The sequence below is a fragment of the Desulfosporosinus fructosivorans genome, from assembly GCF_004766045.1.
GTDB classification, from domain to species: domain Bacteria; phylum Bacillota; class Desulfitobacteriia; order Desulfitobacteriales; family Desulfitobacteriaceae; genus Desulfosporosinus; species Desulfosporosinus fructosivorans.
In genome coordinates this window covers 96531-122347 of the sequence record NZ_SPQQ01000002.1, presented here as the reverse complement: position 1 = coordinate 122347, position 25817 = coordinate 96531, and the positions used below count along the sequence as shown (strand labels likewise).

Genomic DNA, 25817 nt, shown 5'->3' with positions numbered 1-25817 from the left:
GTGGAAAAACATCTGTAAGAGCTTGGTTTTCAAAAATCCAACTTAGTATATCGATAATATGGAAATTGGAGGGCGAAAAATGACAGTAGCCGAGAATCTGCATCTGGGTTTCAACACGACAGTGAATGGAATGGGAATTGTTTTTCTTGTCCTTATTGTCTTATGGGCGGTTATTGTAGTTCAGTCAAAGCTGATATTTTATTTCTCGGAAATGTTTAAGAAATCTAAACCTGTTGATAATTTACCTATAAATACGGACAAAATCGAGATTGAAAGAAATGCCATAATTGATGATGAGACACTGGCTGTAATTATGGCAGCCGTCAGCAATAACGCAGATATTCCTTTAAGCAGGCTACAATTTAATTCAATCAAGGCGCTTTAGATTTACTACAATACTTTGGAGGTGTAAGGATGAAATACAACGTAACAGTTAACGGTAAGAAATTTGAAGTAGAGGTAGAAAAGGTAACTGAATCGAAAGATCGGGCTAAGAGCCCCACTAAATATGCAGCGGTGGCACCGGTAGAGCCTGCTAAGACATCTTATTCCGCAGCAAGTAGTGATGAAGAAACGGTGAATTCGCCGATGCCGGGAACGATTACAAGTATAAAAGTAACTGAGGGACAAAAGGTTCAAAAGGGGCAAGTCTTATTTATCCTTGAAGCAATGAAAATGGAAAATGAGATTATTGCACCTCGTGATGCCGTTGTTTCTAAAATTGTAGTAACGAGTGGTAAACCTGTTAAGACGGGAGATGCACTGATTTTACTCAAATAGTCATTGAGAGGAGGTGTTAAGATGTCGATTTTTACGGAATTCATTAAAGCAATCTCGGATATTTTGGCAACATCCGGATATCCAGCCATAGCCCCAGGGAACGTTATTATGGTGTGTATCTCCTTTTTACTGATTTACCTTGCCATAAATAAAGGCTTTGAGCCCTTACTGCTTCTTCCAATTGCGTTTGGTATGTTTGTTGTAAACCTACCCCTTACTGGCCTTATGAATCCTCCTGAGGGTGGAGTCATGGGAGGACTTTTCTATTATTTGTTTCAAGGAGTACAGTTTGAAATTTTCCCGCCACTCATTTTCTTAGGAGTCGGAGCAATGACGGATTTTGGGCCATTGATTGCAAGACCTTCTGCCTTATTACTTGGAGCAGGTGCCCAATTTGGAGTATATTTCGCTTTTGTTTGTGCTCTTTTGCTTGGCTTCACTCCCCAAGAAGCAGCATCCATTGGAATTATCGGAGGCGCTGACGGTCCTACTTCCATATTTCTGGCGTCTAAGTTGGCACCCCATTTGCTCGGTCCTATAGCCGTTGCGGCCTATTCGTACATGGCACTGGTCCCGCTTATTCAGCCTCCAATTATGAAACTGATGACGACGAAGAAGGAACGAATGATAAAAATGGAGCAGATGAGAGAGGTATCAAAGTTTGAGCGAATTGCGTTTGCTTTATCCGTAACAATCATCGTAGCATTACTTCTTCCTCCGATCGCATCGCTGGTCGCAATGTTGATGCTTGGCAATGTATTCAAGGAGAGTGGGGTTGTTCAGAGGCTTTCTAGCACTGCTGAGAATGAACTGATTAATATAGTAACAATATTTCTCGGCTTGACCGTGGGTGCGACGGCAAGTGCAGATATTTTCTTAAGACCGGACACGCTTAAACTGATAGCGTTAGGTCTGGTGGCCTTTGCCTTTAGTACTTTTGGCGGCTTACTCATCGCAAAGATCATGAACTTGGCGTACAGAGGAAAGGTAAATCCGCTCATTGGTTCTGCAGGAGTTTCTGCAGTGCCTATGGCTGCGAGAGTCAGCCAGGTGGTTGGTCAAAAGGAAAATCCTGCAAATTATCTGCTTATGCATGCTATGGGGCCAAACGTCGCAGGAGTAATTGGGACTGCCTGTGCCGCAGGTGTTCTCTTGACTATGTTTGGGCATTAGAAATGTCTACATCAAGTGACGCACTGTGGAAATGGATAATATAACTTCCATATCCAAGTCCTGGGGGATATTGGATAACGGAGTCGAGGTCAGTCAAAATGTTTCCGAGAGTGACTTTCTCGTCATAATTAATTGATAGTGATGGGATATGGGGAAGTATTTATTCGATTGCCAGAACGTATTTTTACGTTCTGGATTTTTGTATTATAATTAAGGTCTTGAATAGTTAACTTCAGAACTGAAAAGGTGGCGGAATTTATGGGCTGTGAGCTTTTGATAAAGAATGGCTTCATCATAGATGGTTCGGGAAACCCGGGATTCTATGGCGATCTTGCAGTGGGGGAAGGGAAGATTATTGCGATTGCCCCTAAACTAGAATGTGAAGCGGAGAGAACTATCGATGCTTTAGGCTTAAAGGTATGTCCGGGTTTTATTGATCCCCATGTACATGAAGAACTTACAGTTTTAACGAATGGTAAGTTTGAAGAATTCCTACGCCAGGGAGTTACTACTACAATCAATGGGAACTGTGGACATTCCATTACTCCGTATTCTTCTGATAATATTTATGAGTATATGGCCCAAAAAGGGCTTATTTCTAGGGAAACCAAAGAAAGATATAAACGGATTATACCAGCCTGGACTAATTTCTCAGGCTATATCAATGTTATCAAGAACAAAGGTACCAATATAAATATGGGATTTCTCTTAGGGCATGGCACTTTACGCTGGAGCGTTATGGGAGGGTCTAAAAATAGAAAACCAACCATTGAAGAGGAAAGGATTATTGTTCAACTGATTGAAGAGGGACTAGAACAGGGGGCCTTAGGGATATCTACTGGTTTAACCTATAGCCCTAGTAAATTTGCCGAGACCGAAGAATTAATAAAACTATCGAAGATAACAAAAAAATATGATGGAATATATACATCCCATATCAGAAACTATAGTGGTATCCTGGAGGCTGTTCAGGAAGTCATAAGGATTGGTGAAGCTGCAGGCATAAGAGTTCAGGTGTCTCATCTAACGCCAAATAGTCCTGCAGCGTTTGATGAAATACTGATAGCAAGGAAGAGAGGGGTGGAAATTGCAGTAGATACTATCCCCAAGAGCAGTGGACATTTCAAGAGATGGGATCGGTTGCTTCAGTTTACAGTATCAGCATCCTCCAAGCTCTTTGATCTAGACCGAAATGGCTCACTAGAGGCCTTTGAGACGCCTGAGGGAAGACAGAAAATAGTGAATAAGCTTAAATTTAAGGATAAACTACTGATTATTAATACCGCTGATCCTCTATTGGAAAACCGAATCTTAAAAGAAATTGCCTTAGAGAAAAAGCTAGCTGTCGATGAATTAATTCTCACCTTATTAGAAAAAGACCGGGATAAACTGACCTTCTGCCAAGGCGGACTTAATAGACAGGACTTTCCCGGAACACCTTATGAGGATAATGTGGCTAATAATCCACTTGTCATGGTTGGTTCAGATAGGATATTTGGAGAAACAGACGACCCATATGCTTGGTATGAATTATTTAGACAAGGTGCCTTTCCAATGTTTTTTGGCCTGTGCAGGCAAAAAGGTGTAGACCTAGAAGAGATTGTTAGGAGGGTAACTTCCCTACCCGCACAGCAGTTCAGATTGACTGATAGAGGGGTGTTAGCTAAGGGGAAAGCGGCAGATATAACCATCATTGATATAGAGAACTTTGGCTATCCTTCAAACGAGGAAATCGATTATAGAAATCCATTAACGATGGCAAGTGGTGTTGAATATACGATTGTTAATGGCAAAGTAGCTTTAGATGATGGAAAGATAAAAGATGTCAGGGCAGGGCAATTATTAGCGAAATATGGTAGAATCTTATAAAATCATGGATTCGTTCAATTCGGGGGATACTTGAAGAGGGCAACTGATACTATTGTAGGTTCGGTCAGTAAAAATAGGAGGAGTTAAAATGGCAGAAGGTCTTCAAACATTAAAGAATCATTATGAACTGGCGATAATAGGGTGTGGGCCAGCTGGCATGGCAGCTGCTCTTAATGCCAAAATTCGGAACCGAGATTTCATATTACTGGGCTCTGAATTTTGTAGCCCAAAACTCTCGAAAGCTCCGCACATTGAAAATTGGCTTGGGTTTCCAGAAATAACCGGGGAAGAATTACGTCAACGTTTCTTAAAGCATGTTGAGAGCAAAGACATTCAAATCGTCCCTTTTAAAGTGACAAATATTTATCCTGGGCCACCACATACGCTGGTAGGTAAGGAGCAATCCTTCGAAGCGGATGCCATTATTATTGCAACAGGTGTATCGGTGGGTAAACTATTTCCTGGCGAAGCAGAATTACTGGGGAGTGGTGTCGGATATTGTGCCACGTGTGACGGGCCCTTATATAAAAATAAAAATGTGGCAATCGTTTCTTACAATCAGGAAGGCGAAGATGAGGCCAATTTTATGGCGGACTTCTGTGCCAAGGTTTATTATATTCCCTACTACAGCGACTTAGCGAAGCTTGACCCACGAATCGAGGTTAAGAAAAGCAAAGTTAAGGGAATCGTAGGAACGGAAACTGTAAACCAACTCGATCTGGGGGAGGAACAATTGTCAGTGGACGGTGTCTTCATTATTCGAGATACCTTGCCTGCTGAACAATTGGTATCCGGCTTAGAAATGGAAGATGGGGCAATTAAGGTCAATCATAAGCTAGAGACGAGTATGCCTGGCTTATTTGCTGCAGGAGACTGCACGGGTCAACCCTTCCAGTTAATAAAAGCTGCTGGAGAAGGTGGAACAGCTGCCCTGCAGGCCGTAAAATATTTAGATGGTATAAAATTACCCCAGTCATAAAAATGGTGTTTTATAACTGTGACAGAAAACCGCGTGTTTGCTCTTGATCAGCAAACGGCGGTTTTTTTGTCACTGGTACAATAGGACTGACACACAAAAACTATTACTAGAACTATTTTTTGTGGTTGAGTAATTCTAACACTTGGTGTATAACGTCTAGTAGTCTTTGGGGCAGGGAAGGTATATTCTGAGTTGAATCGGATGCGCCTGTGTCACTATTTGCTCCCAAATTAATCTGGGTTTCAGTCGATTGTTGTTGATCGCAGTCGCTTAATTCTTCTTCAGTATTCAGACCGTCTGCTGCCCTGTGGTTCTTAAATAGCCGGGCAGTTACATATTCCTTTTCCATAGGATCTCCTCCTCCTCCTTCATTTGATGAGAACCAGTATATTGTTACTCTATATTAAGATATGATGGGTTAAGGCAATTGTCTTATAAACGCTAGTTAGTCTCCTATATAAATGGAAATCCGCTAAGCATCAGCCTAGCGGATTCCAAGTTTTTATAATATGAGTAGTCGTTCTTTTCGAGATTTACTCTCAAATTAATTGTTTAGCGTAACCCAAGGAAGGGTAAACGTACAATTAGACAAATGCCACTAGGGGAGGCAACTTCAATAAGGTTAAGGAGATTAATAACAGCGCCTGGTGGAACGAAGGCTCGGAGTAAGGTTCCTGGTAAAGGACCGCATTGATGTTTATAACAGGACAAATTACGATTTAGAAACATGGTAACCCCTCTTTCTAAAATGATGTGTGAACCCTTCATGGTTCAATAAGAAATAGAAAAGATGGAGGGGATTACTAATTCCTTATTAATGCTTCCTACTTTATAGTATGAATGATTGTCTTTTAATGGTACAAGAAACCTAATAATATTATTAGGTTTCTTGTACCATTGCTAAGTTCTGGACGAAGTGGCTCCGCAAGAATCGATTTCTAAAACCATAGCTTGAGCGGTCACCCCATATTGCTCCAACGTGGTGAGCATGTTTTGGCTGACTGCTTTCTGAGTGCTTTCGGCAACGAGAGCTATCAGAGTGGGACCAGAACCACTGAGAGCAGATCCATAGGCACCTCCTTTGAGGGCTGATTCTAATGTCTCGAGCATGCCGGGAAGAAGAATCGCTCGTTGGTTTTGGTGAAGCACGTCGCGCATTCCTTCTTGTAGCAGGGAGTAATCTTCTCGAATAAAGGCTTCAATCAGTAATCCAACATGGGAAATGTTAAAAACGGCATCATTGCGTGTTACGTGTAACGGTAAAATTCCTCGAGCTTTTTCTGTGTTCAGGAGGGTGTTGGGTATAAGCACAACCGCTTTTAAGTTAGGTGATTGAGCCAGAACGCGGGGCGAAATACCATCTTTTGCGGGTACAGATAAGGTTACCCCTCCATATAAAGCAGGGGTAACATTGTCTGGGTGACCTTCTAAGTCGTTAGCTACTTGGAGCAACTCAAACTTAGTATAGGGTGAGCCAGCTAAAGTGTTAGCGGCTACTAGACCGCCCACGATAGCAGCAGAACTGCTTCCTAATCCACGGGAAGGAGCGATTAGATTCTCTAAAGTAAGGGCGACGGAGGGAGTCGGGTAATGGAGCAGTTCCCACAGATGGCACATTGTTTGCCAAACGAGGTTGCTTTCATCGGCCGGAATTCCCTCATAATATGATCCAGTCAAAGAAATTTGAAATGGTCGATTAGGTTCAACTGATATCGTGTTGTAAAGTTGAAGTGCCAGCCCTAAACAATCAAATCCGGGACCTAAATTGGCGGAGGTGGCTGGTACCTTAACGTGAATCATGGTTTTCCTCCTGGCCATTTTCAAAGCGAATTACGTTGTGAATATTCAAGACCTTACTGTACGCTTTAACGGAATCAAGTGCTTCTTGAAGTGCTCCTTCACGACAGGGGTGAGTCACTAGGACAATTTCTGCCTGGTGTTCGCCACGCGGTTTCTGAATAATCGAGGCGAAGCTGATATTGGCTTCAGCGAAGAGTAAGGCTAAAGTAGCAAGGACACGAGGCTCGTCTTTGACAAGTAAGCGAATGTAGAAAGCGGTATAAAAATCCGAAACTGCTTTAAGTGGAAGATCGAGGTAACAAGTGCAATTAATAGAAGAAGTTGAGTTCGATTGGATGTTGCGTACGATACGCATAATATCGCTTATAATGGCACTTCCAGTGGGAAGGGAACCAGCACCCCGACCATAAAACATGGTTTCCCCAACGGCATCGCCCACTACATAGATAGCATTGTAAACACCTTTAACTGAGGCTAGAGGATGAGAAAGCGGTAATATTGCTGGATGAACGCGTACTTCAATCCCTTCTTCTTGATGTTTAGCAATGGCTAATAGTTTAATCGTACAGCCAAGTTCAGCGGCGAAAGCTAGATCTTCGCGAGTTATTTTTGAAATGCCTTCTACAAAGACGTCCTTGAGGGCTACACGGGAGTTAAAGGCGATGGAGGAAAGGATCGCAAGTTTTCGTGCAGCATCTAAGCCGTCAACATCGGCAGAGGGGTCCGCTTCGGCATATCCTAATTGTTGCGCTTCAGCAAGGACTTCAGAATACTCACGGCCCTGTTCGGCCATGGCAGTAAGAATGTAGTTGGTCGTTCCATTAATAATCCCAAGTACGTCAGTAATGCGATTAGCGGCTAGAGAATCTTTCAAAGCAGCTATGATGGGAATTCCGCCGCCAACGCTAGCTTCGAAATAAAGGTCTTTGCCAGCAAGATTAGCTGCATCAAGGAGCTCATGACCGTGAAGGGCTATTAAGTCTTTATTAGCGGTAACAACATGTTTACCATGTCGTAAAGCTTCTAAAATAAATGTGCGCGCGGGTTCGATTCCCCCCATTACTTCCACAATGATATCGATTTCTGGGTCTTGAAGAATTTGGTCTGGTTGATCTGTGAGGAAAAAATCTCCTTTAACTTCACGCTCTTTATGAAGATCCTTGTCGAGAATTGATTTAATGTGAATGTCGCAGTGTGTTCGTGTTTGAATATCCTCAGCATTTTGCTGTAATATACGCACTACTCCAGTACCCACAGTACCTAAACCTAATATGCCGATTTGAATTGCCAAAGTAAGTCAACTCCTCTTAAAAAAACAAATGTATTTGTATAGAGGACATTATACCTCGTGCTATTGGATTTTGACAAGAAAATCTTTGAGGAATTTCTGACATTACATTTGAAAAGGGTTGACACTGGAGGATGAATTCTGTATCATATACACAATGTTTACATTTTAAATGTAATACAACACAAGCGGAAGTGTACCTAGGGTTCCGGGGGAAACCTGTCTGGTCCAAGCGGTACAGAATCCAATTTGGATTTACACCGTGGGTAGAAAAAACCCAAGCGGAAAGTTCCACGATATTAGGGGACTACGCTTGGGCTATTTATTTTAGGAGTTTATACCAGGAAGGGGTCGTCGATTAAATGGGACTAGTTATATACTGTAATGGAGCGTTTGTTCCAGAAGAAGAGGCAAAAGTATCGGTTTTCGACCATGGATTTTTATACGGAGACGGCATCTTCGAGGGGATTCGTGCCTATTATGGCCGAGTATTTAAATTAGATGAACATTTGAAACGACTCTATGAGTCCGCGAAGTCGATTCAATTGAACATCGGCATTTCTAAGGATGAGATGCAGGAAATTGTCTTAGAAACCCTTCGCAAGAACGGTTTAAAGGATGCCTATATCCGTTTGGTGGTTTCACGTGGCAAAGGGGATTTAGGTCTTGATCCTGCGAAATGCGCGCGGGCCGCAATATTTTGTATAGCGGATCAAATCAAGATTTTTGAACCCAAAATGTATGAGCAGGGCTTGGAAGTGAAAACCGTGGCAATCCGTCGCAATAATCCAGATTCATTAAGCCCTAGGATAAAATCTCTCAATTATCTAAATAATATTCTTGCCAAGATGGAGGCCAATCAAGCGGGTGTTGTTGAAGGAATTATGCTCAATCAAGAAGGTTATGTCGCTGAAGGTACTTCAGATAACATTTTCATCTATCGAGAGGGAGTCTTAATAACTCCACCTCTTTCAGCAGGAATACTTGAAGGTATCACCCGGGATTCTGTGCTACAAATCGCCAAGAAATTGGGAATTGAAGCGAGGGAAGAGCTGTTTACACGACACGACCTCTATACTTCAGATGAGTGCTTTCTCACAGGTACAGCCGCAGAACTGATTCCAGTGATTAAAGTAGATGGGCGAGAAATCGGAGATGGAGTCCCTAGAGAAGTGTATAAGCAACTACTCGCAGCCTTTCGGGACCTTACTCGTGTCAACGGTCCCCAAATTTACAGCGTTTAGAGGAAAAGGGCAGATGAGTTAGGAGGGGAAATGAGTATGAGTGAAGAAAAATCAGGTTTAAAAGGAGCAACCGTTTTATTAAATGCCTTGCACCAGGAAGGCGTTGACGTTATCTTCGGTTATCCAGGTGGAGTGTTACTTCCATTGTATGATGCCCTTCTGGATAGTCCCATTCGACATGTGTTAGCTCGTCATGAACAAGGCGTGGTATATGCTGCGGATGGTTATTCTCGAGTCAGTGGAAAAGTGGGGGTTTGTCTAGCAACGTCGGGTCCTGGAGCGACAAATGTTGTGACGGGTATTGCCAATGCCTATTCAGATTCTATCCCATTAGTCATCTTAACGGGACAGGTATCTACGAGTTCTCTCGGATCTGACTCGTTTCAAGAAGTGGATATCATCGGGATAACGATGCCCATAACTAAGCACTCTTATTTGGTTAGAGATCCGAGAGAACTTCCGAGGATTGTCAAAGAGGCTTTTTATATTGCTCGAACAGGTCGGCCGGGGCCAGTGCTTATCGACCTTCCGAAGGATGTTTTAGCGCAAGAAAATGTTGAACCCTTTTCTTCAGATATGAAATTGAAGGGGTATAAAGTTTTTGGCAGGGGAAACAATTGTAAGATCGAGGAAGTAGCGAAGGCGCTCTCAGAATGTAAAAAACCTGTACTTTATGCCGGGGGTGGCGTGGTTACGGCAGGAGCGGAAGCTGTTATTCGGCTGTTAGCCGAAAAAGCAGATTTACCTGTGGTTACCACGTTGATGGGCATTGGGAGCCTACCTTTCGGGCACCCCAATTTATTAGGGATGGTTGGAATGCACGGAACGGTGACGGCGAACTATGCAGTTGATGATTGTGATTTGCTGATTGCCGTGGGAGTGCGTTTTGATGATCGTGTGACCAGCGGTTTGGGTCATCGTTTTGCTACCAAAGCAACAGTTATTCATATAGACATTGATCCCGTGGAGATTAGCAAAGTGGTAAAAACACATATCCAGATTGTTGGGGATGCGCGCATGGTTCTGGAAGAAGTGTTGGAGGCTTTTCCGGGATTTACGGTTCCTCAAGTTACAGACTGGTGGAATCAATTACGGGTTTGGAAGAAAGACCATACTTTGAGCTATGACTTGGACAGACTTACTCCTCAGATGGTTATCGAATCTCTGGGAGAGCTTACTAGTGAAAATGCTATCGTCACAACGGATGTGGGACAACATCAAATGTGGGCTGCTCAGTATTATCCAATAGCACACCCGCGCAATTATGCGACCAGCTGTGGGCTTGGTGCTATGGGGTATGGACTGCCTGCTGCTGTAGGAGCACAAATTGCTCGTCCGGACGATTTGGTGGTATTGATAACGGGAGACGGTTCCTTACAGATGTCGATACAGGAGTTGGGAACCATTGCTCAGAATAAATTGCCCATTAAAATTATCTTACTGAATAACGGCGTCCTGGGTATGGTTCGTCAATGGCAGAAAACATTTTATGAAGAACGCTTCAGTTCAATTCAGCTTGATGGCAATCCGGATTTTGTCAAAGTAGCGGAGGCCTATGGCATGCTTGGCATTAATGTTGATTCCCCTGATCAAGTTAAAAATGCTATTTCACAGGCCATTCATCACCCCGGACCAGTGCTAGTAAATTTTACGATCTCTCCGAACGAAGCGGTTTTGCCCCTCGTTCCGCCGGGTAAAGAAATTACGGAAATGATAGTGAGGTGATAACATGTTGCATACACTTGCAGTCCTTGTGGAGAACTATCCTGGTGTTTTAATCCGGGTAGCAGGATTGTTCGCTCGCAGGGGGTATAACATTGATAGCCTTACAGTTTGTCAGACGGAAGATCCTGAAGTTTCCAGGATGACGATTGTCGTCAATGGAGATAATCAGATCATTGAGCAAGTAAGGAATCAACTCAGTAAACTTGTAATTGTGCACTCAGTCACAGATTTGACCGGAGAAAGTGTTGTTGATCGAGAGCTGGCTTTAATACGTGTGGAAGTTAGCGCGGAAACACGCTCAGTAGTTCTCCAGACAGTCGAAGTTTTCCGAGGTCGGGTTGTTGATATGGGTAGAAGCAATATTACCATTGAGTTAACAGGAGACATTGCAAAAATTGATGCGTTTGTTTATGCGATTCGTCCCTATGGATTATTAGAACTGGTTCGAACTGGTAAAATAGCTATTTTGAGATCTGAAGTTTAATGAATTTGCTTGGCGTGTTATAGTATATATAGCCTGTTTATTGAAAGGCTTATAGTTGAAAGGAAGTTAGAATAATGGCAAAAATGTATTATGAGGTAGATGCAAATCTAGAGTTATTAAAAGGAAAAGTTATTGCGGTAATGGGATATGGTAGCCAAGGGCATGCACAGGCCCAAAACTTAAAGGATTCAGGACTTAACGTAATAATAGGGCTTCGTCCAGGAAGTGCACGCACTGAACGTGTGCTAGCTGCTGGCTTTGAGATTTTCACAGTGGAAGAGGCAGCAAAACGTGCAGATGTCATTCAAATCCTGCTTCCAGATGAGACGCAAAGTAAAGTTTATTATGCGGAAATTGCGCAGTACATGACAGCTGGAAAATCGCTCGTCTTTTCTCACGGGTTTAATATTCACTTTGGACAAATTGTTGCTCCCAAAGATGTCGATGTTTTTATGGTCGCTCCTAAAAGCCCTGGTCACTTGGTTCGTCGCACCTATACAGAAGGGGCAGGGGTACCAGCCTTAATTGCGGTCCATCAAGATGCCTCAGGCAAAGCCAAAGAATTAGCACTAGCGTATGCCAAGGGGATTGGCTCGACGAAGGCTGGCGTTTTAGAAACGACCTTCGGAGAAGAAACAGAAACAGACTTGTTCGGAGAACAAGCAGTCCTTTGTGGAGGAGCTACAGAACTTGTCAAAGCTGGCTTTGACACCTTGGTAGAAGCTGGCTATCAGCCGGAAATTGCTTACTTCGAATGCTTACACGAACTTAAACTTATCGTTGATTTGATGTATGAAGGCGGCATAGGTTGGATGCGCTATTCAGTTTCTGATACCGCACAATATGGGGATATGACCGTAGGTAAACGGATTGTTAATCAAGAAACCCGCAAAGAAATGAAAAAAGTTCTCACGGAAATTCAAGATGGAACGTTTGCTAAAGCGTGGTTACTGGAAAATCAAGCAAATCGTCCAGCCTTTAATGCTATGACACGCAACGGAGAAAATCATCTCATTGAAAAGGTTGGGGAAAAATTAAGAGGCATGATGAGCTGGCTTAAAAAACACGAGTAGTGAACTCGTACAGCTAAGGCTGTACTGGAGACTTTGGCGACCAAAGTCTCCAGTACGATAGTCTCTAGTGGAGATTATCGCCGAAGCCGTAATCTCGTAATCCCAAAAGAAAGCATGACGGCGAAGTAAAACTACCCATTAAAAGAAGCAAACGAGGAACTCCCACCTAGAGAAGTGGGGCTCTTAGAATTGGATAAATGGAGGTTGGCGAATGCGTCGGATTGAGATCTTTGATACAACCCTGAGAGATGGCGAACAATCGCCAGGAGTTGCACTTAACTCAGATGAAAAGTTACAAATCGCACGTCAATTAGCTAAGCTGGGCGTCAACGTTCTCGAAGCAGGTTTTCCTATTTCTTCCCCAGGCGATTTTGAAGGAGTGCGTAGGATCGCGCAAGAGGTAAGAACTTTGAGTGTTGCAGCTTTGGCACGGGCTAATGCCAAAGATATTGAATGTGCTTGGGATGCAATCTCAGTTGGGGAGTCCCCTCGTATTCATACCTTTCTTGCTACATCGCCGATTCATATGCTTTATAAACTGCAAAAATCTCCCGAAGAAGTTTTGGAACTAGCCATCCAGGCAGTACGTTTGGCTAAATTAAAAGTGGGCGATGTGGAGTTTAGTGCAGAAGATGCCTCCCGGAGTGAAGTAGATTTTTTGGCAAAAGTTTTCTCAGGGGTAATAAAAGCAGGCGCTACGGTACTCAACATCCCAGATACTGTAGGCTATGCGACACCCGAAGAATATGCGGCATTTTTACGAGCGGTCATGGAGCGTACGACTGGAATAGAGAAAGTCAAAGTAAGTGTACACTGCCACAATGATCTGGGGCTTGCGGTTGCAAATTCCCTTGCCGCTGTTGGGGTTGGGGTGCATCAGCTGGAGTGCACGGTCAATGGGATAGGAGAACGAGCTGGAAATGCGGCTTTAGAGGAACTCGTGATGGCACTGCACACTCGTAGGGATCAATATGATGTTGATACATCGATCGTGACGACGGAGATTGCAAGAACGAGTCAATTAGTGAGTCGTTTATCAGGTATGGTGATTCAGCATAATAAGGCCATAGTGGGTAAAAACGCGTTTGCGCATGAATCAGGTATTCACCAAGATGGTATGCTAAAAGACCGTTCCACGTATGAAATTATGTTGCCGAGCGACATAGGAATCGATGCAGAGACAATTGTCTTAGGAAAACACTCCGGGCGACATGCAGTTCATCAACGATTAACGGACCTTGGACTAGATTTAGGGGAAAGCCAATTCGAAGATGTGTTTTCACAATTTAAGATTTTGGCTGATCGTAAACGAGAAGTGACTACAGCTGATTTGTTCTCCTTAGTGGATTTGAAAACGGAGACAGAGGATCAGATTCGCTTGGATTATATGCAGGTCTCTAGCGGAACTCATCTTACCCCGACCGCAACGGTCGGTCTATTGTATAACGGACAACGTTTAGAAGATGCGACGTGTGGTGATGGCCCGGTCGATGCTGCCTTTAAAGCCATTGATAAGGTTCTAGGAACTGAGGGTAAGCTGATGCATTATTCCTTGCAGGCTATTGATGGTGGAGAAGATGCCCAAGGAGAGGTTACGGTTACGGTTAAATTCGGAGATAATATGGTGGGTGGCCGTGGCGTGAGCACAGATATTATTGAAGCAAGCGTATTAGGCTATCTCCAGGCTGTAAACCGGGCGTTCGACAGAGGCTGGATTAAGATTATAGAGAAAAATGCTAGCTAAAGGGAGGGATTAAGAGCAATGTCTATGACCATTACAGAAAAGATTTTGGCGCAACATGCTGGACTGGATAACGTCGTTCCAGGGCAACTGATTACCGCAAAATTAGATCTTGTCTTAGCCAATGATATTACAGCCCCTGTGGCGATCAAAGAATTTGCCAAATTTGGAACGAAAAAAGTGTTCGATCCTACAAAAGTCGCTCTTGTTCCTGACCATTTTGCTCCTAATAAAGATATCTCATCGGCTGAACAATGCAAATTTGTGCGGGACTTTGCTCGAGAGCAGCATATTGAACATTATTTTGAAGTAGGACGTATGGGCATTGAACATTGCCTGCTACCAGAGCAAGGACTAACGTTGCCAGGAGACCTCATTATTGGCGCTGATTCTCATACGTGCACCTATGGAGCCGTCGGAGCGTTTGCAACAGGAGTTGGGAGTACAGATTTGGCAGCAGGGTTAGCGACTGGCGAAGCTTGGTTCCGTGTTCCAGAATCCATGAAGTTTATCTTTCATGGGACTAAGTTTCAAAAATGGGTCGGAGGAAAAGATCTCATCCTTTATCTCATTGGGAAATTGGGTGTTGATGGGGCTCGCTACCGTGCAATGGAGTTTACAGGAGAAGGTATATCGGCCTTATCCATGGATAATCGGTTTACGATCTGTAATATGGCGATTGAAGCTGGTGCAAAAAATGGCATTATCGCGCCGGATGATAAGACTTTTGCTTATCTAGAAGGACGAGCTCGTCATTCGTATCCTCTTCTTTACAGCGATGCAGACGCTCATTACCTAGAAGTTCAGGAGTTTGATGTATCAGAGATCTCCTTGCAAGTGTCCTTCCCTCATTCCCCAGAAAACGCCAAATCCGTGCAAGAAGCTAGTGGGATTAAAATAGACCAAGTTGTGATCGGATCCTGCACGAATGGTCGTCTAGAAGATTTGCGTATGGCAGCGGAGATTTTGCGTGGTAAGAAAGTGCATTCGGAAATCCGTTGTTTGGCTTTTCCAGGAACACAAACCATTATGCGGGACGCGATGCGTGAAGGGATTATCGACACATTGATTGAAGCCGGAGTGGCCGTTAGCACGCCAACTTGTGGTCCTTGTCTAGGTGGTCACATGGGAATTTTGGCCAAAGGGGAGCGGGCCTTATCTACTACCAATCGGAATTTCGTAGGACGAATGGGGTCTGTGGAGAGTGAAGTCTACCTAGCAGGTCCAGCAGTGGCAGCTGCATCCGCTATCAAGGGCCAAATAGCCCATCCAGAGGAGGTGTCTTAGATTGGGAAAAGTGTGGAAATTTGGTCATGACATCGATACGGATATCATTTTACCGGCACGATATTTAAATAAATCCACTCCTGAACATCTGGCGGCACATTGCATGGAAGATGCGGGTACGTCGTTTGCTCAGGATGTTAAAACTGGGGACGTTATGGTTGGCGGGAAAAACTTCGGTTGCGGTTCCTCGCGTGAGCATGCTCCGATTGCCATAAAAGTTTGTGGGATTCAAGTAGTTATTGCAGAGTCGTTTGCCCGGATTTTTTATCGCAATGCTATTAATATTGGATTGCCCATTATGGAATGCCCGGAAGCAGCCGCGGGAATTTCTCAAGGTGATGAGGTAGAAGTTGACGTGGCAACTGGAATTATTGAGAATCGCACAACGAATATGAAGTATCAAGCTAATTCTTTTCCGCCCTTTATGCAGGACTTAATTCGTGCAGGTGGGCTTATCCCATACATTGAAGGGAGGAATAAGAATGCCTAATGTTTTAGTTCTCCCAGGAGACGGTATAGGAAAAGAGATTACTCCTGAAGCGGTTAAGGTTTTAGAAGCGGTATTAAAAGGTCGATCGACTAGCCTCAATTTTGAATACGGTTTAATTGGTGGAGCAGCGATTGACGAAGTGGGCAAGGCCTTACCCGATGCAACGCTGGCAGCGGCTCAAGCAGCAGATGCGATTCTTCTGGGTGCAGTGGGTGGCCCAAAATGGGAAACTCTCCCAGCGCAAGAACGCCCAGAATTGGGTGGCCTTCTCAAAATCAGAAAGGCCCTCAGTCTGTACGCTAATATACGGCCTGTGAAAATGAGCCCTATGTTGGTCGATGCCTCTACGCTTCGACCTGAGGTGGTCAAGGACGTTGATCTCGTCGTATTGCGTGAACTAACTGGTGGACTTTATTTCGGAGAAAAGGGAAGAAAGACTAACCCGACGAGTGCTTATGACATTTTGATATATACAGAGGAAGAGATTCGCCGTATTGTCGAACTAGGCTTTCAGATGGCCGTCAAGCGAACTGGGAGACTTTGTTCAGTTGATAAAGCGAATGTCCTAGAATCCTCCCGTCTATGGCGTGAAATCACGGTCGAAATTGCCAAGGATTATCCAGGGGTTGATTTGACGCATATGTATGTAGATAATGCGGCGATGCAATTAGTGCTGCGCCCCAATCAATTTGATGTCATAGTTACGGAGAATATGTTTGGAGATATCCTCACTGATTTGGCTTCGATGCTGGGTGGATCGATAGGCTTGGTACCCTCGGCAAGTCTAAATGGAAAAAAAGGACTCTATGAGCCATCCCACGGCTCAGCACCTGATATTGCAGGGAAAAACATTGCGAATCCTTTAGCAACGATCCTCTCAGGAGCCTTAATGTTGAGGTATTCGTTTGATTTAGAAGAAGAGGCTCAAATGATTGAGCAAGCGGTGGAAGCTGTCTTAGCTGAGGGATACCGAACTCCAGATTTGGCAAAACCAGGCGATAAAGTATTAGGAACTCGGGAAATGGGCAATGCTATCGTCGAGGCACTTGTTAGGAACTGAGTGTGGAAGTACTTGAAATTCTGAGATGTGTGAGTTAGAGTATAGTTAACTGCATAAGGAATATCGCATGAGATCGACCTAGTATGGTACGCGTGGTGTTCAGAGAGAAAAACCTTGAGCTGAGAGTTTTTCCACCCCGTTATCAGAAACCCAGTCGTGATGCTCTGATGAGGAATCAGACGGTTTCCACCGTTAAGCGGAATGTTGCAGGATTAATCCTGTAACATAAAGTTGGCGTAGGCAATAAAGGTGGTACCGCGGAAGGCTTCTTTCGTCCCTTAACATAGGGATGAGAGGAGCCTTTTTTTAGTCAAAAAGCACAGAAGACAGGGATGGAAACGGGGAAGCACGTCGCCGAGGGGATGGAGCGCAAGCTTAAAAGTGAGTAAAGGGTAATATTGAAATAATGGTTCATGAAAGGGTGTAGCTAATGACTCAATCAATTGGTTTTATCGGTGGAGGGAATATTGCGGAGGCTATAATCGGCGGACTAAAGAAAGCAGATGCACAATTTCTGATTCGAGCAAGTAATCGTTCGAATCACGAACGTCTTCAACATTTAGTGGATAAATATAGTATTACGGCGAGCAATCTTGAGGAGCTTGTGGAGAACTCTCGTGTTCTGATCATCGCTGTGAAGCCGAAAGATGTTCTGGGAGTGGTTAAACAGTTAAAGAATTACAGGTTGCACGACAAATTAATTATCAGTGTAGCAGCTGGTGTTCCGTTAAAGGTATTTTACAAGCACCTTCCCGGAATTGCGGTGATTCGAGCGATGCCGAATACTTCAACTGCAGTGCTTCATTCTATGACGGGCCTGGCGCGTGGAGAGAATGTCACTGAGGAACAGGCTGAGATGGGGGGGGAGATTTTCTCTGCCACTGGGAAGATTATGTGGGTCCCGGAAGAGAAAATCAATGCACTTACGGCAATTAGTGGCAGCGGGCCAGCCTATTTTTATCTATTTGCCGAAAGTTTAATTAAAGCAGGGGTTCATCTAGGTCTTAGCGAAGAAGAAGCAGAGATACTAGTGCTCGAAACACTAATTGGTGCTGGAAAAATGATTGCTGAGAGCGATAAATCACCGGGGAAGCTACGCGAAGAAGTAACCTCTCCCAATGGGACCACCTATGCAGCACTAAATGTGTTTACAGACGATAAATTAGAATTCACCGTTCTAAAGGCAGCTAAAGCATGTGCTCAGCGTGCTGAAGACCTGGAAGGAGAGAATTCGGATTGATAGCAATTGAAGTTCGACGAGTCGTTATAAAAGTTGGAAGTAGTAGTTTGCACCATCCTCAAGGTGGGTTAGATGATCAAGCCATCGCGGAAATAGTCGCCGTCATTGCAGCCCTGAAGAAAAAGGGCATGGAGTGTATTTTGGTGACTTCAGGTGCGGTCGCTGCCGGTATGGGTCAACTTGGGCTACACGTGCGCCCGCGTGATTTACCTGGCAAGCAGGCGGTTGCAGCTGTTGGACAGGGGGTGCTGATCGAGAGGTATGCCCAAGCTCTAGAACGCTATGATATCGTGGGGGCTCAAATTCTATTGTCCCGTATAGATTTGGCGGATGCATCGCGCTATCGAAACGCTCAAAACACGCTGGAGAAATTAATGCGCTTACATGTCGTACCTATTATTAATGAAAACGATACAGTTGCGGTGGATGAGCTCTGTTTCGGGGACAATGATACCCTATCTGCCTTAGTGGCCGGGCTCGTTGGAGCAGATTTATTAGTAATTTTGACGGATGTTGATGGCTTGTATTCCGCTAATCCGAAAAAAGATCCTTTGGCTCAACTCGTCAAAGAAGTTTGCGAAGTATCCGCGGTAGAGTGTATGGCGGGTGGAGCAGGAACGACGATAGGTACTGGAGGAATGGTCACAAAATTGAGGGCGGCAAAAATTGCCACGCGTTTTGGAATCGGAATGCTCCTTTTGAATTTTACGCGGATTAGAGAACTCTTGAGCTTGACAGAGGGACAGGATACTGAGGGAACATATTTTTTACCGGCAAAACATCGTCTTGCTGGTAGAAAACGTTGGATCGCTTATGCTGGTTTATCCGAAGGCAGTATCCAAGTCGACAAAGGGGCAGCTAAGGCTCTTGTAGAGGAAGGGAAAAGTTTACTAGCTAAAGGTATAACAACGATCGAGGGGACCTGGGAACGTAAAGAAATCGTTCGTATTGTCAACATATTGGGAGAAGAGATTGCCAGAGGGGTTGCAGAGCTGAGTAGTGATGAGGTGCAGAAAGTTAAAGGGTTGCATTCTGAAGTAATACTCAAACTCATTCCTGATTTTGAAGGGGAAGAAGTAGTTCATCGCGATAATATGACGCTTATGCTGGACGCATAAGCTGTATATTAGGGGAGGAAAGCGGAAGCATGGAGTTTTCGAAGGATCAACTCGAAAGGTACGCGAGACATTTGGTCTTAAAAGAAATCGGCGTTAAGGGGCAAATGAAACTTCTTAATTCTAAAGTTCTTGTTATAGGAACGGGAGGGCTTGGTTCACCCGTGGCTATGTATCTAGCGGCAGCAGGCATAGGGACGATCGGACTTGTTGATCCAGATGTTGTTGAACTCTCAAATCTACAAAGACAGATTATCCACTCTAGTCAAGATCTTGGAAGGCCTAAAGTTATATCAGGAAAAGAAACAATCAATAGTTTGAACCCAGATGTGGATGTTGTAACCTATGAAGAATGGGTTAGTTCCGAGAATATATCAGACATCTTAAAGGATAGAGACTATGATTTTATTATCGACGCGACAGATAATCTCACAAGTAAATTTCTGATTAACGATGCCTGTGTACTGTTAAAAAAGCCCTTCTCCCACGCGGGAGTCAGTCAGCTTTTTGGTCAGACTATGACCTATGTTCCAGGTGAAGGTCCTTGTTACCGGTGTATATTTCTAAATCCTCCACCGGCAACAGGTGTCCAAACTAATGAAGAAAAAGGCGTGCTCGGTGTTATACCAGGTGTCATTGGTACTATTCAGGCAACTGAGGCAATCAAGTTTCTGCTTGGGATCGGAGAACTTTTGACAGGTAAATTGTTGGTATTTGACGCTTTGGATATGGAATTCAGGAAAGTAGAAATCGCAGCCAGGACTAATTGTATTGCGTGTGGGTAATCTACGACGAAAATATCTTGTTTATTCGTATGAACTATTGAGCTATAGGACTTATAAAGATGTTATAATAAAGTGCAGTTGAATGATAATCGTTCAATTGCATTTTTATATTCAGACTGAAAAAGGTAGAACATAACGAGATAATCACACGGTTTCGAATTGTTCGGGTGGGGGTGACGTGTTGTTTAGAGCTTTCAGCGATGTGTGGAAACCAATAGATATGATGACTCCTTTGAAGGGTGGTCAGGAACGGCCCCTGACGAGTTTTACTTTTCCTCTTTCTGGAACGTTCCAAGAGTTGATAGACGCTATCAAATCTCATCCGGGGGAAAACGCGGTCCTTTTAGATTCCGAGCACGTTCCTCAGGGGGTCATTGATCCGTCCATGTTGATCTCGCTATTATGGGAGGAAACTAGGCGGCTGAGTAGTTCCATGTCGATGCTCATGGACACGGTGAATGATGCGGTCACGGTCATTGATCAAAACAACACGGTGATTGGTTGGAATAAAAAAGCGGAAGATCTTTACGGGATTGCTGGGACGACCATTGTTGGTGAAGATATCCAGAACTTTTTTTCTAGCCTAGTCGTTACCCATGTCATTAATACAGATTTGCCTAAAAAGAAAATCATTCGTGAAAATTATCATCAACCTCTCCCCGGAACTCACGTCTTGATCAACGCCTCATCAATTACTAATGGAGATGAAGTTATTGGCAGCGTCTGCGCGGAGAGAGACATAACGGAAATCGTTCTTTTGCACAATGAACTCTCTAAGGCTAGTTCGGAAGTGCGACAGCTTAAGAAGGAAATCACCAAGATACACCGTCCAAACACCGCATTTGGAAAAATTGCAGGGCACAGCAAAGGACTTCAGAAAACCGTCAGTCTGTCTCAAAGGGTGGCTAATACAAATGCAGCCGTAATGATTCGCGGGGAGAGTGGTACAGGAAAAGAGTTGTTTGCGGAGGCGATTCACGAGGAAAGTTCCCGACACAATAACCCTTTTGTGGTTATTAATTGTGGGGCTATTCCTGCTTCACTTTTTGAAAGCGAGTTATTTGGTTACCAGGCGGGTGCCTTTACTGGCGCCGACCGCCAAGGGCGACAGGGAAAATTTGAAGCTGCCCACAAGGGAACTATTTTTCTCGATGAGATTGGGGAAATGCCATTAGAAATGCAGGTAAAGCTTCTCCGTGTTCTTCAAAATAAGTGTTTTTATCGGGTCGGGGGCAATGACCTTGTAGAAGTAGATGTGCGTGTTATTGCAGCCACTCATCGAGACTTAGAACAAATGATAAGCGATGGATCTTTTCGACAAGACCTCTATTATCGGATTAATGTCGTTAGTATAGAAATCCCTCCCCTACGTCAGCGCAAAGAGGATATTCTGGATTTGATCTATCTTTTTATCCGGGAATTTTGTTTGCAACAGGGGCGTGATCTTTCTCAAATGGCTCCAGAAGTGATGCCGTTCATGCTCAATTACCCCTGGCCGGGAAATGTACGAGAACTCCGAAATGTGGTGGAACGCATGGTTATCCTCGCTGAGGAGGATTTGATCTTAGAAGATCACCTACCAGAAACTATCCGTTTCCAAAAATATAATCTCGCCGTCTCTGATCCAGATTCTACTCTTACTGATATCACTGACCGGGCGGAACGGGAAGTTATCCTCCAGGCCCTAGAAGGATGTAGTGGGGATAAATCAAAAGCAGCTAGGAAATTAGGGGTTCCGCGCAGTACTTTATATTATAAAATGAAAAAGCTCAGCCTAAGATAGGTGTCGGTTTTCAAAACAAGTGTCGAATAATTGCACACATTTGTAAGGGGATTCCTATAGTGTTTCAACGGCATTTCTCTCAATATCAGAAAGACCTGCAAATCCATCATTTATAACAGGTAAAACCGGAACTTTACTTAATGTATTTACATATCCTAAGTATCGCAGAATGGGGTCTGCTACAAAGGCGATATGTAAAATAATTGATGAAGCAAAACGATTAGGCGTGTCCTCAATTGATCTTTCTGCTACACAAGATGGTAAACCATTGTATGAAAAACTTGGCTTTATTGAACCGAAATGCACGCAAATGAGATTACAGCTCGTTTGATAAGATATAATTTGTTGTGTTTGTTTTTATCGACTTGTCAAATTTGATAAGCCGATATTTTTTTGCGAATATCTCCTGAAAATTAACTTATTCAACATAGCATTATTTTTCAAAACTTTAATTTTTGCAATTCAATCATTTCAATAATATTGGAACGAAAATTGCAACTATTGTGATTGAATAAGATAGTTACATACTGAGGGAGTGAGTTCATTGAGAATCACAGAGCATCCTATTTTAGACTTTGAACGTGGAGAAGAATTTACCTTCTTCTTTGATGGGCAGGAACTAAAGGGTTTTGAAGGCGAGACCATTGCAGCTGCCTTACATGCAGGAGGGATCAGAGTTTTGGGCCACAGCCACGTAATGCACCGACCACGGGGTCTATTCTGCGCGATCGGTAATTGTTCATCTTGTTTAATGGTGGTTAATGGGGAACCAAATATCAGAATCTGTGTGGAAAAAGTTCAGTCCGGCATGAGGGTAGAGACTCAGCAAGGAAAGGGGTGCCTCAGGTGAAAGAGATAGAGATTCTCGTTATTGGTGGCGGCCCAGCTGGTCTGAGTGCTGCCGCTGCTGCGGCTGATTTAGGTGCTAGTGTTCTGCTCCTAGAACGGGATGATAAACCTGGCGGTCAATTGGTTAAACAGACTCATAAATTCTTCGGTTCAAAAAAGCAGTATGCTGGGGACCGCGGTTACCAGATTGGCGATTTTCTTATTGAGCAGTGTGAAAATAATCCTAAGGTTGAAGTGTGGACAGAGACCACCGTGCTGGGAATTTATGAAGACGGTGTGGTCACTGCTGAAGGCCAAGGTAAACATCTTAAAATCAATCCAGAAAAAATTATTGTGGCTACTGGTGCTTCAGAGAGAATGATTACTTTTCCGAATAACGATTTGCCCGGTATCTATGGAGCAGGAGCGGTTCAAACTCTGATGAACGTGCATGGTATTGTTCCAGGACAACGCGTGTTGATGATCGGCGCTGGCAATATTGGACTGATTGTCTCCTATCAATTGATGCAGGCCGGCGTGGAAATCGCTGGGATTATCGAAGCGTCGCCTACCATCGGAGGTTATCTTGTACATGCTTCTAAGATTCGACGCGCTGGAGTGCCGATTTTAACCTCACATACCATTATAGAAGCTTACGGTAAGGATAGCGTAGAAGGTGCCATTATCTGCAAGCTCGATGATAAATGGCAGCCGATTCCTGGGAGCAAACAAGATCTTAAAGTGGATGTAATCTGTCTCGCAGTTGGTTTGAGCCCTTTAACCGAGCTCTGCTTCCAAGCGGACTGTCAGATGAAATACGTGCCGGAACTTTCTGGACATGTGCCCATTAGAAATAAATATTTAGAAACCACCCGTCTCGGGCTCTATGTCGCAGGGGACGTCAGTGGAGTTGAAGAAGCCAGTTCTGCTATGGTGGAAGGTCGCTTGGCCGGCATTTGCGCTGCTTCAAGTCTGGGGCACGGAAACGATGTGACTCCAAAACTTCAAGCAGAAGCCTTGGCTGAGTTAAGTGAACTTCGCGCCGGGCCTGCTGGACAAAAGACGGTGAAAGGAATTATGAAACTGATGAACAAGGGGGGAGCGGCATGCTGAACACGACTGGGATTCCGACATCAGAAGATATAAAAACTGTTACTCCTTCCGAGGCAAGATTGAAAAAAGGTCCGGTAGCCATCATCGAATGCTTCCAAGAGATTCCCTGCAATCCTTGCACAGAAGCCTGTAAGCAAGGCGCAATTCAACCGATGGAAGATATTAACAACCTGCCAAAACTGGATTTCGATCAATGTAATGGCTGCGGTGTTTGCCTGAGCCGCTGTCCGGGGTTGGCCATCTTTATAGTAGATGCCTCCTACAGTGATACTGAAGCAATAGTCAGGATTCCCTATGAATATGCACCAGTACCTCAAGTTGGGGAACAAGTGGTTGGATTGAATAGGGCTGGGGAAGAACTTGGTACCTTTGAAGTAAATAAGGTTCAGTCAGGCGGCAGGAAAAATAAAACCTACACAATATGCTTGGTCGTTCCCCAAGATCTTGCCATGGACGTGCGCGGTATACGTTTGGGAGGGATTCGAAATGCAAACTAAGGAAACTATCGTCTGCCGATGTGAGGACATCACCCTTGACGAGATTAAATCGCTGATCAGCCAAGGGTACCGCACCATTGATGAGATTAAACGGGTTGTCCGCGCAGGAATGGGTCCCTGTCAAGGCCGCAACTGTCGGATGCTCATTGCCCAGGAGCTAGCCAAGGCTTATGAGATTCCAGTATGCGATGTTTTGATGCCTACCTTCCGTGCGCCTGTGAAGCCAGTGAAGCTGGGAACGTTTGCGGGGGGGGAGTAAATTGCAAAATATTGCTAACGTCGTCATTATCGGAGGCGGGATTATAGGGTGTTCCGTGGCCTATGAACTGGCCGTCCGTGGGGTGAAGGACATTGTGGTCCTTGAAAAACAATATCTTTCTTCCGGAGCAACGGGTCGATGCGGTGCTGGAGTTCGCCAACAGTGGGGAACGGAAACTAATGCCATTCTTGCCCGGGACAGTGTGAAACGCTTTGAAGGTATGAACGAAGAACTTGAATATGATATGGATATCGAATTTAAACAAGGCGGTTACTTGATGGTTTCCTACACCCAAAACGAATGGAACCAATACAAAAAAAATGTTGCTATTCAGCATAGGTTAGGGATACCCACTAAAATGATTACCCCCCTAGAAGCCCAAGAGATTGTGCCCCATTTGAACATCAATGGTTTGATTGGTGCCACGTTTTGTCAAACTGACGGACATGCCAACCCGTTTCACGTGGTGGATGCCTATTATAAAGCAGCCAGTCGGCTTGGTGTGAAATTCGAGACCTACACCTCTGTCACAGGAATAAGGCGTGAAAAAGGAAGGGTCACATCTGTTCAGACCACGAAAGGGGATATCGCTACCTCTCTGGTGATTAATGCCTGCGGCTACGCGGCTGGTACCATTTGCGAAATGGCTGGCTTCGAACTGCCTCTTTATCCCCAACGACATCAGGCTCTTGTTACTGAGCCTGTTGAACCTTGCCAAGGACCGATGGTAATCTCCCTCCACCATCGTTTATACTGTCAGCAGACCCCACATGGCAGTTTTATCATGGGTGTGGGTGATCCCAACGAACCCAAGGATTTCAACATTAATTCCAGCTGGGAGTTCTTAGAAGATGTCGCTCGCCAAGCAACTACCGTCTTGCCACTTCTGAAAAACCTACGTGTTGTTCGTCAGTGGTCAGGTCTTTATGATATGAGCCCGGATGCCAATCCGATCTTGGATGAAATTCCAGACGCGAAAGGGATGTGGGTGGCCGCTGGTTTTAGTGGACATGGTTTCATGGTTGGCCCTCAGACAGCAGTGCTATTAGCCCAAAAGATTCTTGGACAAGAGAGTTTTATGCCGATTGAACGTTTTGGGTTGGACCGCTTCCGCACAGGAGAATTACTACGTGAACCTGCGGTGGTTTAGAGATAGAGCCTGCATAAAGATATTAATTCATTAAATTAATTCAAGGAGGAACGT

The 25817-nt window shown here is 44.3% G+C and carries 26 protein-coding genes; 23 read left to right on the top strand and 3 right to left on the bottom strand.

All coding sequences use genetic code 11. The features are described from left to right. Positions 1–79: 79 nt before the first annotated feature. From E4K67_RS04795 to E4K67_RS04775, 5 genes are all read left to right on the top strand, one after another. Positions 80–385 (top strand): OadG family protein, encoded by a 306-nt coding sequence (locus tag E4K67_RS04795; RefSeq protein WP_158408395.1) that lies wholly within the window; start codon positions 80–82, stop codon positions 383–385. Positions 386–414: 29 nt separating this feature from the next. Next, positions 415–780 (top strand): biotin/lipoyl-containing protein, encoded by a 366-nt coding sequence (locus E4K67_RS04790; protein ID WP_135545294.1) that lies wholly within the window; start codon positions 415–417, stop codon positions 778–780. Positions 781–801: 21 nt separating this feature from the next. Further along, complete coding sequence (locus E4K67_RS04785; protein WP_135545293.1) at positions 802–1953, top strand: sodium ion-translocating decarboxylase subunit beta; 1152 nt, start codon at positions 802–804, stop codon at positions 1951–1953. 258 nt (positions 1954–2211) lie between these two features. Next, on the top strand, positions 2212–3822 hold the full coding sequence (locus tag E4K67_RS04780) for an N-acyl-D-amino-acid deacylase family protein (protein ID WP_135545292.1): 1611 nt from the start codon (positions 2212–2214) through the stop codon (positions 3820–3822). Positions 3823–3910: 88 nt separating this feature from the next. Then, the gene (locus tag E4K67_RS04775; RefSeq protein WP_135545291.1) at positions 3911–4801 is read left to right on the top strand and encodes an NAD(P)/FAD-dependent oxidoreductase; all 891 of its coding nucleotides are present in this window, start codon (positions 3911–3913) and stop codon (positions 4799–4801) included. A gap of 112 nt (positions 4802–4913) precedes the next feature. Here E4K67_RS04775 and E4K67_RS04770 read toward each other — a convergent pair whose 3' ends face one another. From E4K67_RS04770 to E4K67_RS04760, 3 genes are all read right to left on the bottom strand, one after another. Next, positions 4914–5150 carry a hypothetical protein gene (locus E4K67_RS04770; protein WP_135545290.1) on the bottom strand — a complete coding sequence of 79 codons (237 nt, stop codon included), beginning with the start codon at positions 5148–5150 and terminating at the stop codon, positions 4914–4916. 551 nt (positions 5151–5701) lie between these two features. After that, positions 5702–6601: a homoserine kinase gene (gene thrB, locus E4K67_RS04765; RefSeq protein ID WP_135545289.1), complete on the bottom strand. Its 900-nt coding sequence runs from the start codon at positions 6599–6601 to the stop codon at positions 5702–5704. Then, complete coding sequence (locus tag E4K67_RS04760; protein WP_135545288.1) at positions 6588–7892, bottom strand: homoserine dehydrogenase; 1305 nt, start codon at positions 7890–7892, stop codon at positions 6588–6590. The genes thrB and E4K67_RS04760 overlap by 14 nt, the downstream gene beginning before the upstream one ends. A gap of 359 nt (positions 7893–8251) precedes the next feature. On the opposite strand from E4K67_RS04760, the gene ilvE reads away from it, so the two are divergent. The 18 genes from ilvE to E4K67_RS04670 all read left to right on the top strand — a co-directional run bounded on the left by ilvE (position 8252) and on the right by E4K67_RS04670 (position 25763). Then, on the top strand, positions 8252–9133 hold the full coding sequence (gene ilvE / locus E4K67_RS04755; protein WP_135545287.1) for a branched-chain-amino-acid transaminase: 882 nt from the start codon (positions 8252–8254) through the stop codon (positions 9131–9133). 36 nt (positions 9134–9169) lie between these two features. Next, positions 9170–10858 carry a biosynthetic-type acetolactate synthase large subunit gene (gene ilvB, locus E4K67_RS04750; protein ID WP_135545286.1) on the top strand — a complete coding sequence of 563 codons (1689 nt, stop codon included), beginning with the start codon at positions 9170–9172 and terminating at the stop codon, positions 10856–10858. 4 nt (positions 10859–10862) lie between these two features. Beyond that, entirely contained in the window at positions 10863–11342 is a 480-nt protein-coding gene (ilvN, locus tag E4K67_RS04745; RefSeq protein WP_135545285.1) for an acetolactate synthase small subunit, read from the top strand. Positions 11343–11416: 74 nt separating this feature from the next. Next, positions 11417–12415: a ketol-acid reductoisomerase gene (ilvC, locus tag E4K67_RS04740; RefSeq protein ID WP_135545284.1), complete on the top strand. Its 999-nt coding sequence runs from the start codon at positions 11417–11419 to the stop codon at positions 12413–12415. Between the two features lie 211 nt (positions 12416–12626). Then, a complete protein-coding gene (locus E4K67_RS04735) occupies positions 12627–14159 on the top strand; it encodes a 2-isopropylmalate synthase (RefSeq protein ID WP_135545283.1) in 1533 nt (510 codons plus the stop codon). 18 nt (positions 14160–14177) lie between these two features. Continuing rightward, positions 14178–15443: a 3-isopropylmalate dehydratase large subunit gene (leuC, locus tag E4K67_RS04730; RefSeq protein ID WP_135545282.1), complete on the top strand. Its 1266-nt coding sequence runs from the start codon at positions 14178–14180 to the stop codon at positions 15441–15443. A gap of 1 nt (position 15444) precedes the next feature. Then, positions 15445–15933, top strand: a complete 489-nt coding sequence (locus tag E4K67_RS04725; protein WP_135545281.1) for a 3-isopropylmalate dehydratase small subunit — start codon at positions 15445–15447, stop codon at positions 15931–15933. Continuing rightward, positions 15926–16993 (top strand): 3-isopropylmalate dehydrogenase, encoded by a 1068-nt coding sequence (leuB, locus tag E4K67_RS04720; protein ID WP_135545280.1) that lies wholly within the window; start codon positions 15926–15928, stop codon positions 16991–16993. Before E4K67_RS04725 ends, leuB begins: the two co-directional genes overlap by 8 nt. Positions 16994–17423: 430 nt before the next feature. Next, positions 17424–18233, top strand: coding sequence for a pyrroline-5-carboxylate reductase (gene proC, locus E4K67_RS04715; RefSeq protein ID WP_135545279.1), 810 nt, complete (start codon positions 17424–17426; stop codon positions 18231–18233). After that, on the top strand, positions 18230–19351 hold the full coding sequence (gene proB / locus E4K67_RS04710; RefSeq protein WP_135545278.1) for a glutamate 5-kinase: 1122 nt from the start codon (positions 18230–18232) through the stop codon (positions 19349–19351). Before proC ends, proB begins: the two co-directional genes overlap by 4 nt. A gap of 29 nt (positions 19352–19380) precedes the next feature. Beyond that, positions 19381–20133 (top strand): HesA/MoeB/ThiF family protein, encoded by a 753-nt coding sequence (locus E4K67_RS04705; protein WP_135545277.1) that lies wholly within the window; start codon positions 19381–19383, stop codon positions 20131–20133. Positions 20134–20314: 181 nt separating this feature from the next. Then, positions 20315–21916 carry a sigma-54 interaction domain-containing protein gene (locus E4K67_RS04700; protein ID WP_135545276.1) on the top strand — a complete coding sequence of 534 codons (1602 nt, stop codon included), beginning with the start codon at positions 20315–20317 and terminating at the stop codon, positions 21914–21916. An 82-nt stretch (positions 21917–21998) separates the two neighbouring features. Continuing rightward, on the top strand, positions 21999–22247 hold the full coding sequence (locus E4K67_RS31455; protein WP_135545887.1) for a GNAT family N-acetyltransferase: 249 nt from the start codon (positions 21999–22001) through the stop codon (positions 22245–22247). A 213-nt stretch (positions 22248–22460) separates the two neighbouring features. Further along, on the top strand, positions 22461–22766 hold the full coding sequence (locus E4K67_RS04690) for a (2Fe-2S)-binding protein (RefSeq protein WP_135545275.1): 306 nt from the start codon (positions 22461–22463) through the stop codon (positions 22764–22766). Further along, positions 22763–23857 (top strand): NAD(P)/FAD-dependent oxidoreductase, encoded by a 1095-nt coding sequence (locus E4K67_RS04685; RefSeq protein ID WP_135545274.1) that lies wholly within the window; start codon positions 22763–22765, stop codon positions 23855–23857. The genes E4K67_RS04690 and E4K67_RS04685 overlap by 4 nt, the downstream gene beginning before the upstream one ends. Then, entirely contained in the window at positions 23851–24354 is a 504-nt protein-coding gene (locus E4K67_RS04680) for a 4Fe-4S dicluster domain-containing protein (RefSeq protein WP_135545273.1), read from the top strand. The genes E4K67_RS04685 and E4K67_RS04680 overlap by 7 nt, the downstream gene beginning before the upstream one ends. Next, positions 24344–24613 (top strand): (2Fe-2S)-binding protein, encoded by a 270-nt coding sequence (locus E4K67_RS04675; protein WP_135545272.1) that lies wholly within the window; start codon positions 24344–24346, stop codon positions 24611–24613. Before E4K67_RS04680 ends, E4K67_RS04675 begins: the two co-directional genes overlap by 11 nt. A gap of 1 nt (position 24614) precedes the next feature. Then, on the top strand, positions 24615–25763 hold the full coding sequence (locus E4K67_RS04670; protein ID WP_135545271.1) for an NAD(P)/FAD-dependent oxidoreductase: 1149 nt from the start codon (positions 24615–24617) through the stop codon (positions 25761–25763). The last annotated feature ends 54 nt before the right edge of the window (positions 25764–25817 follow it).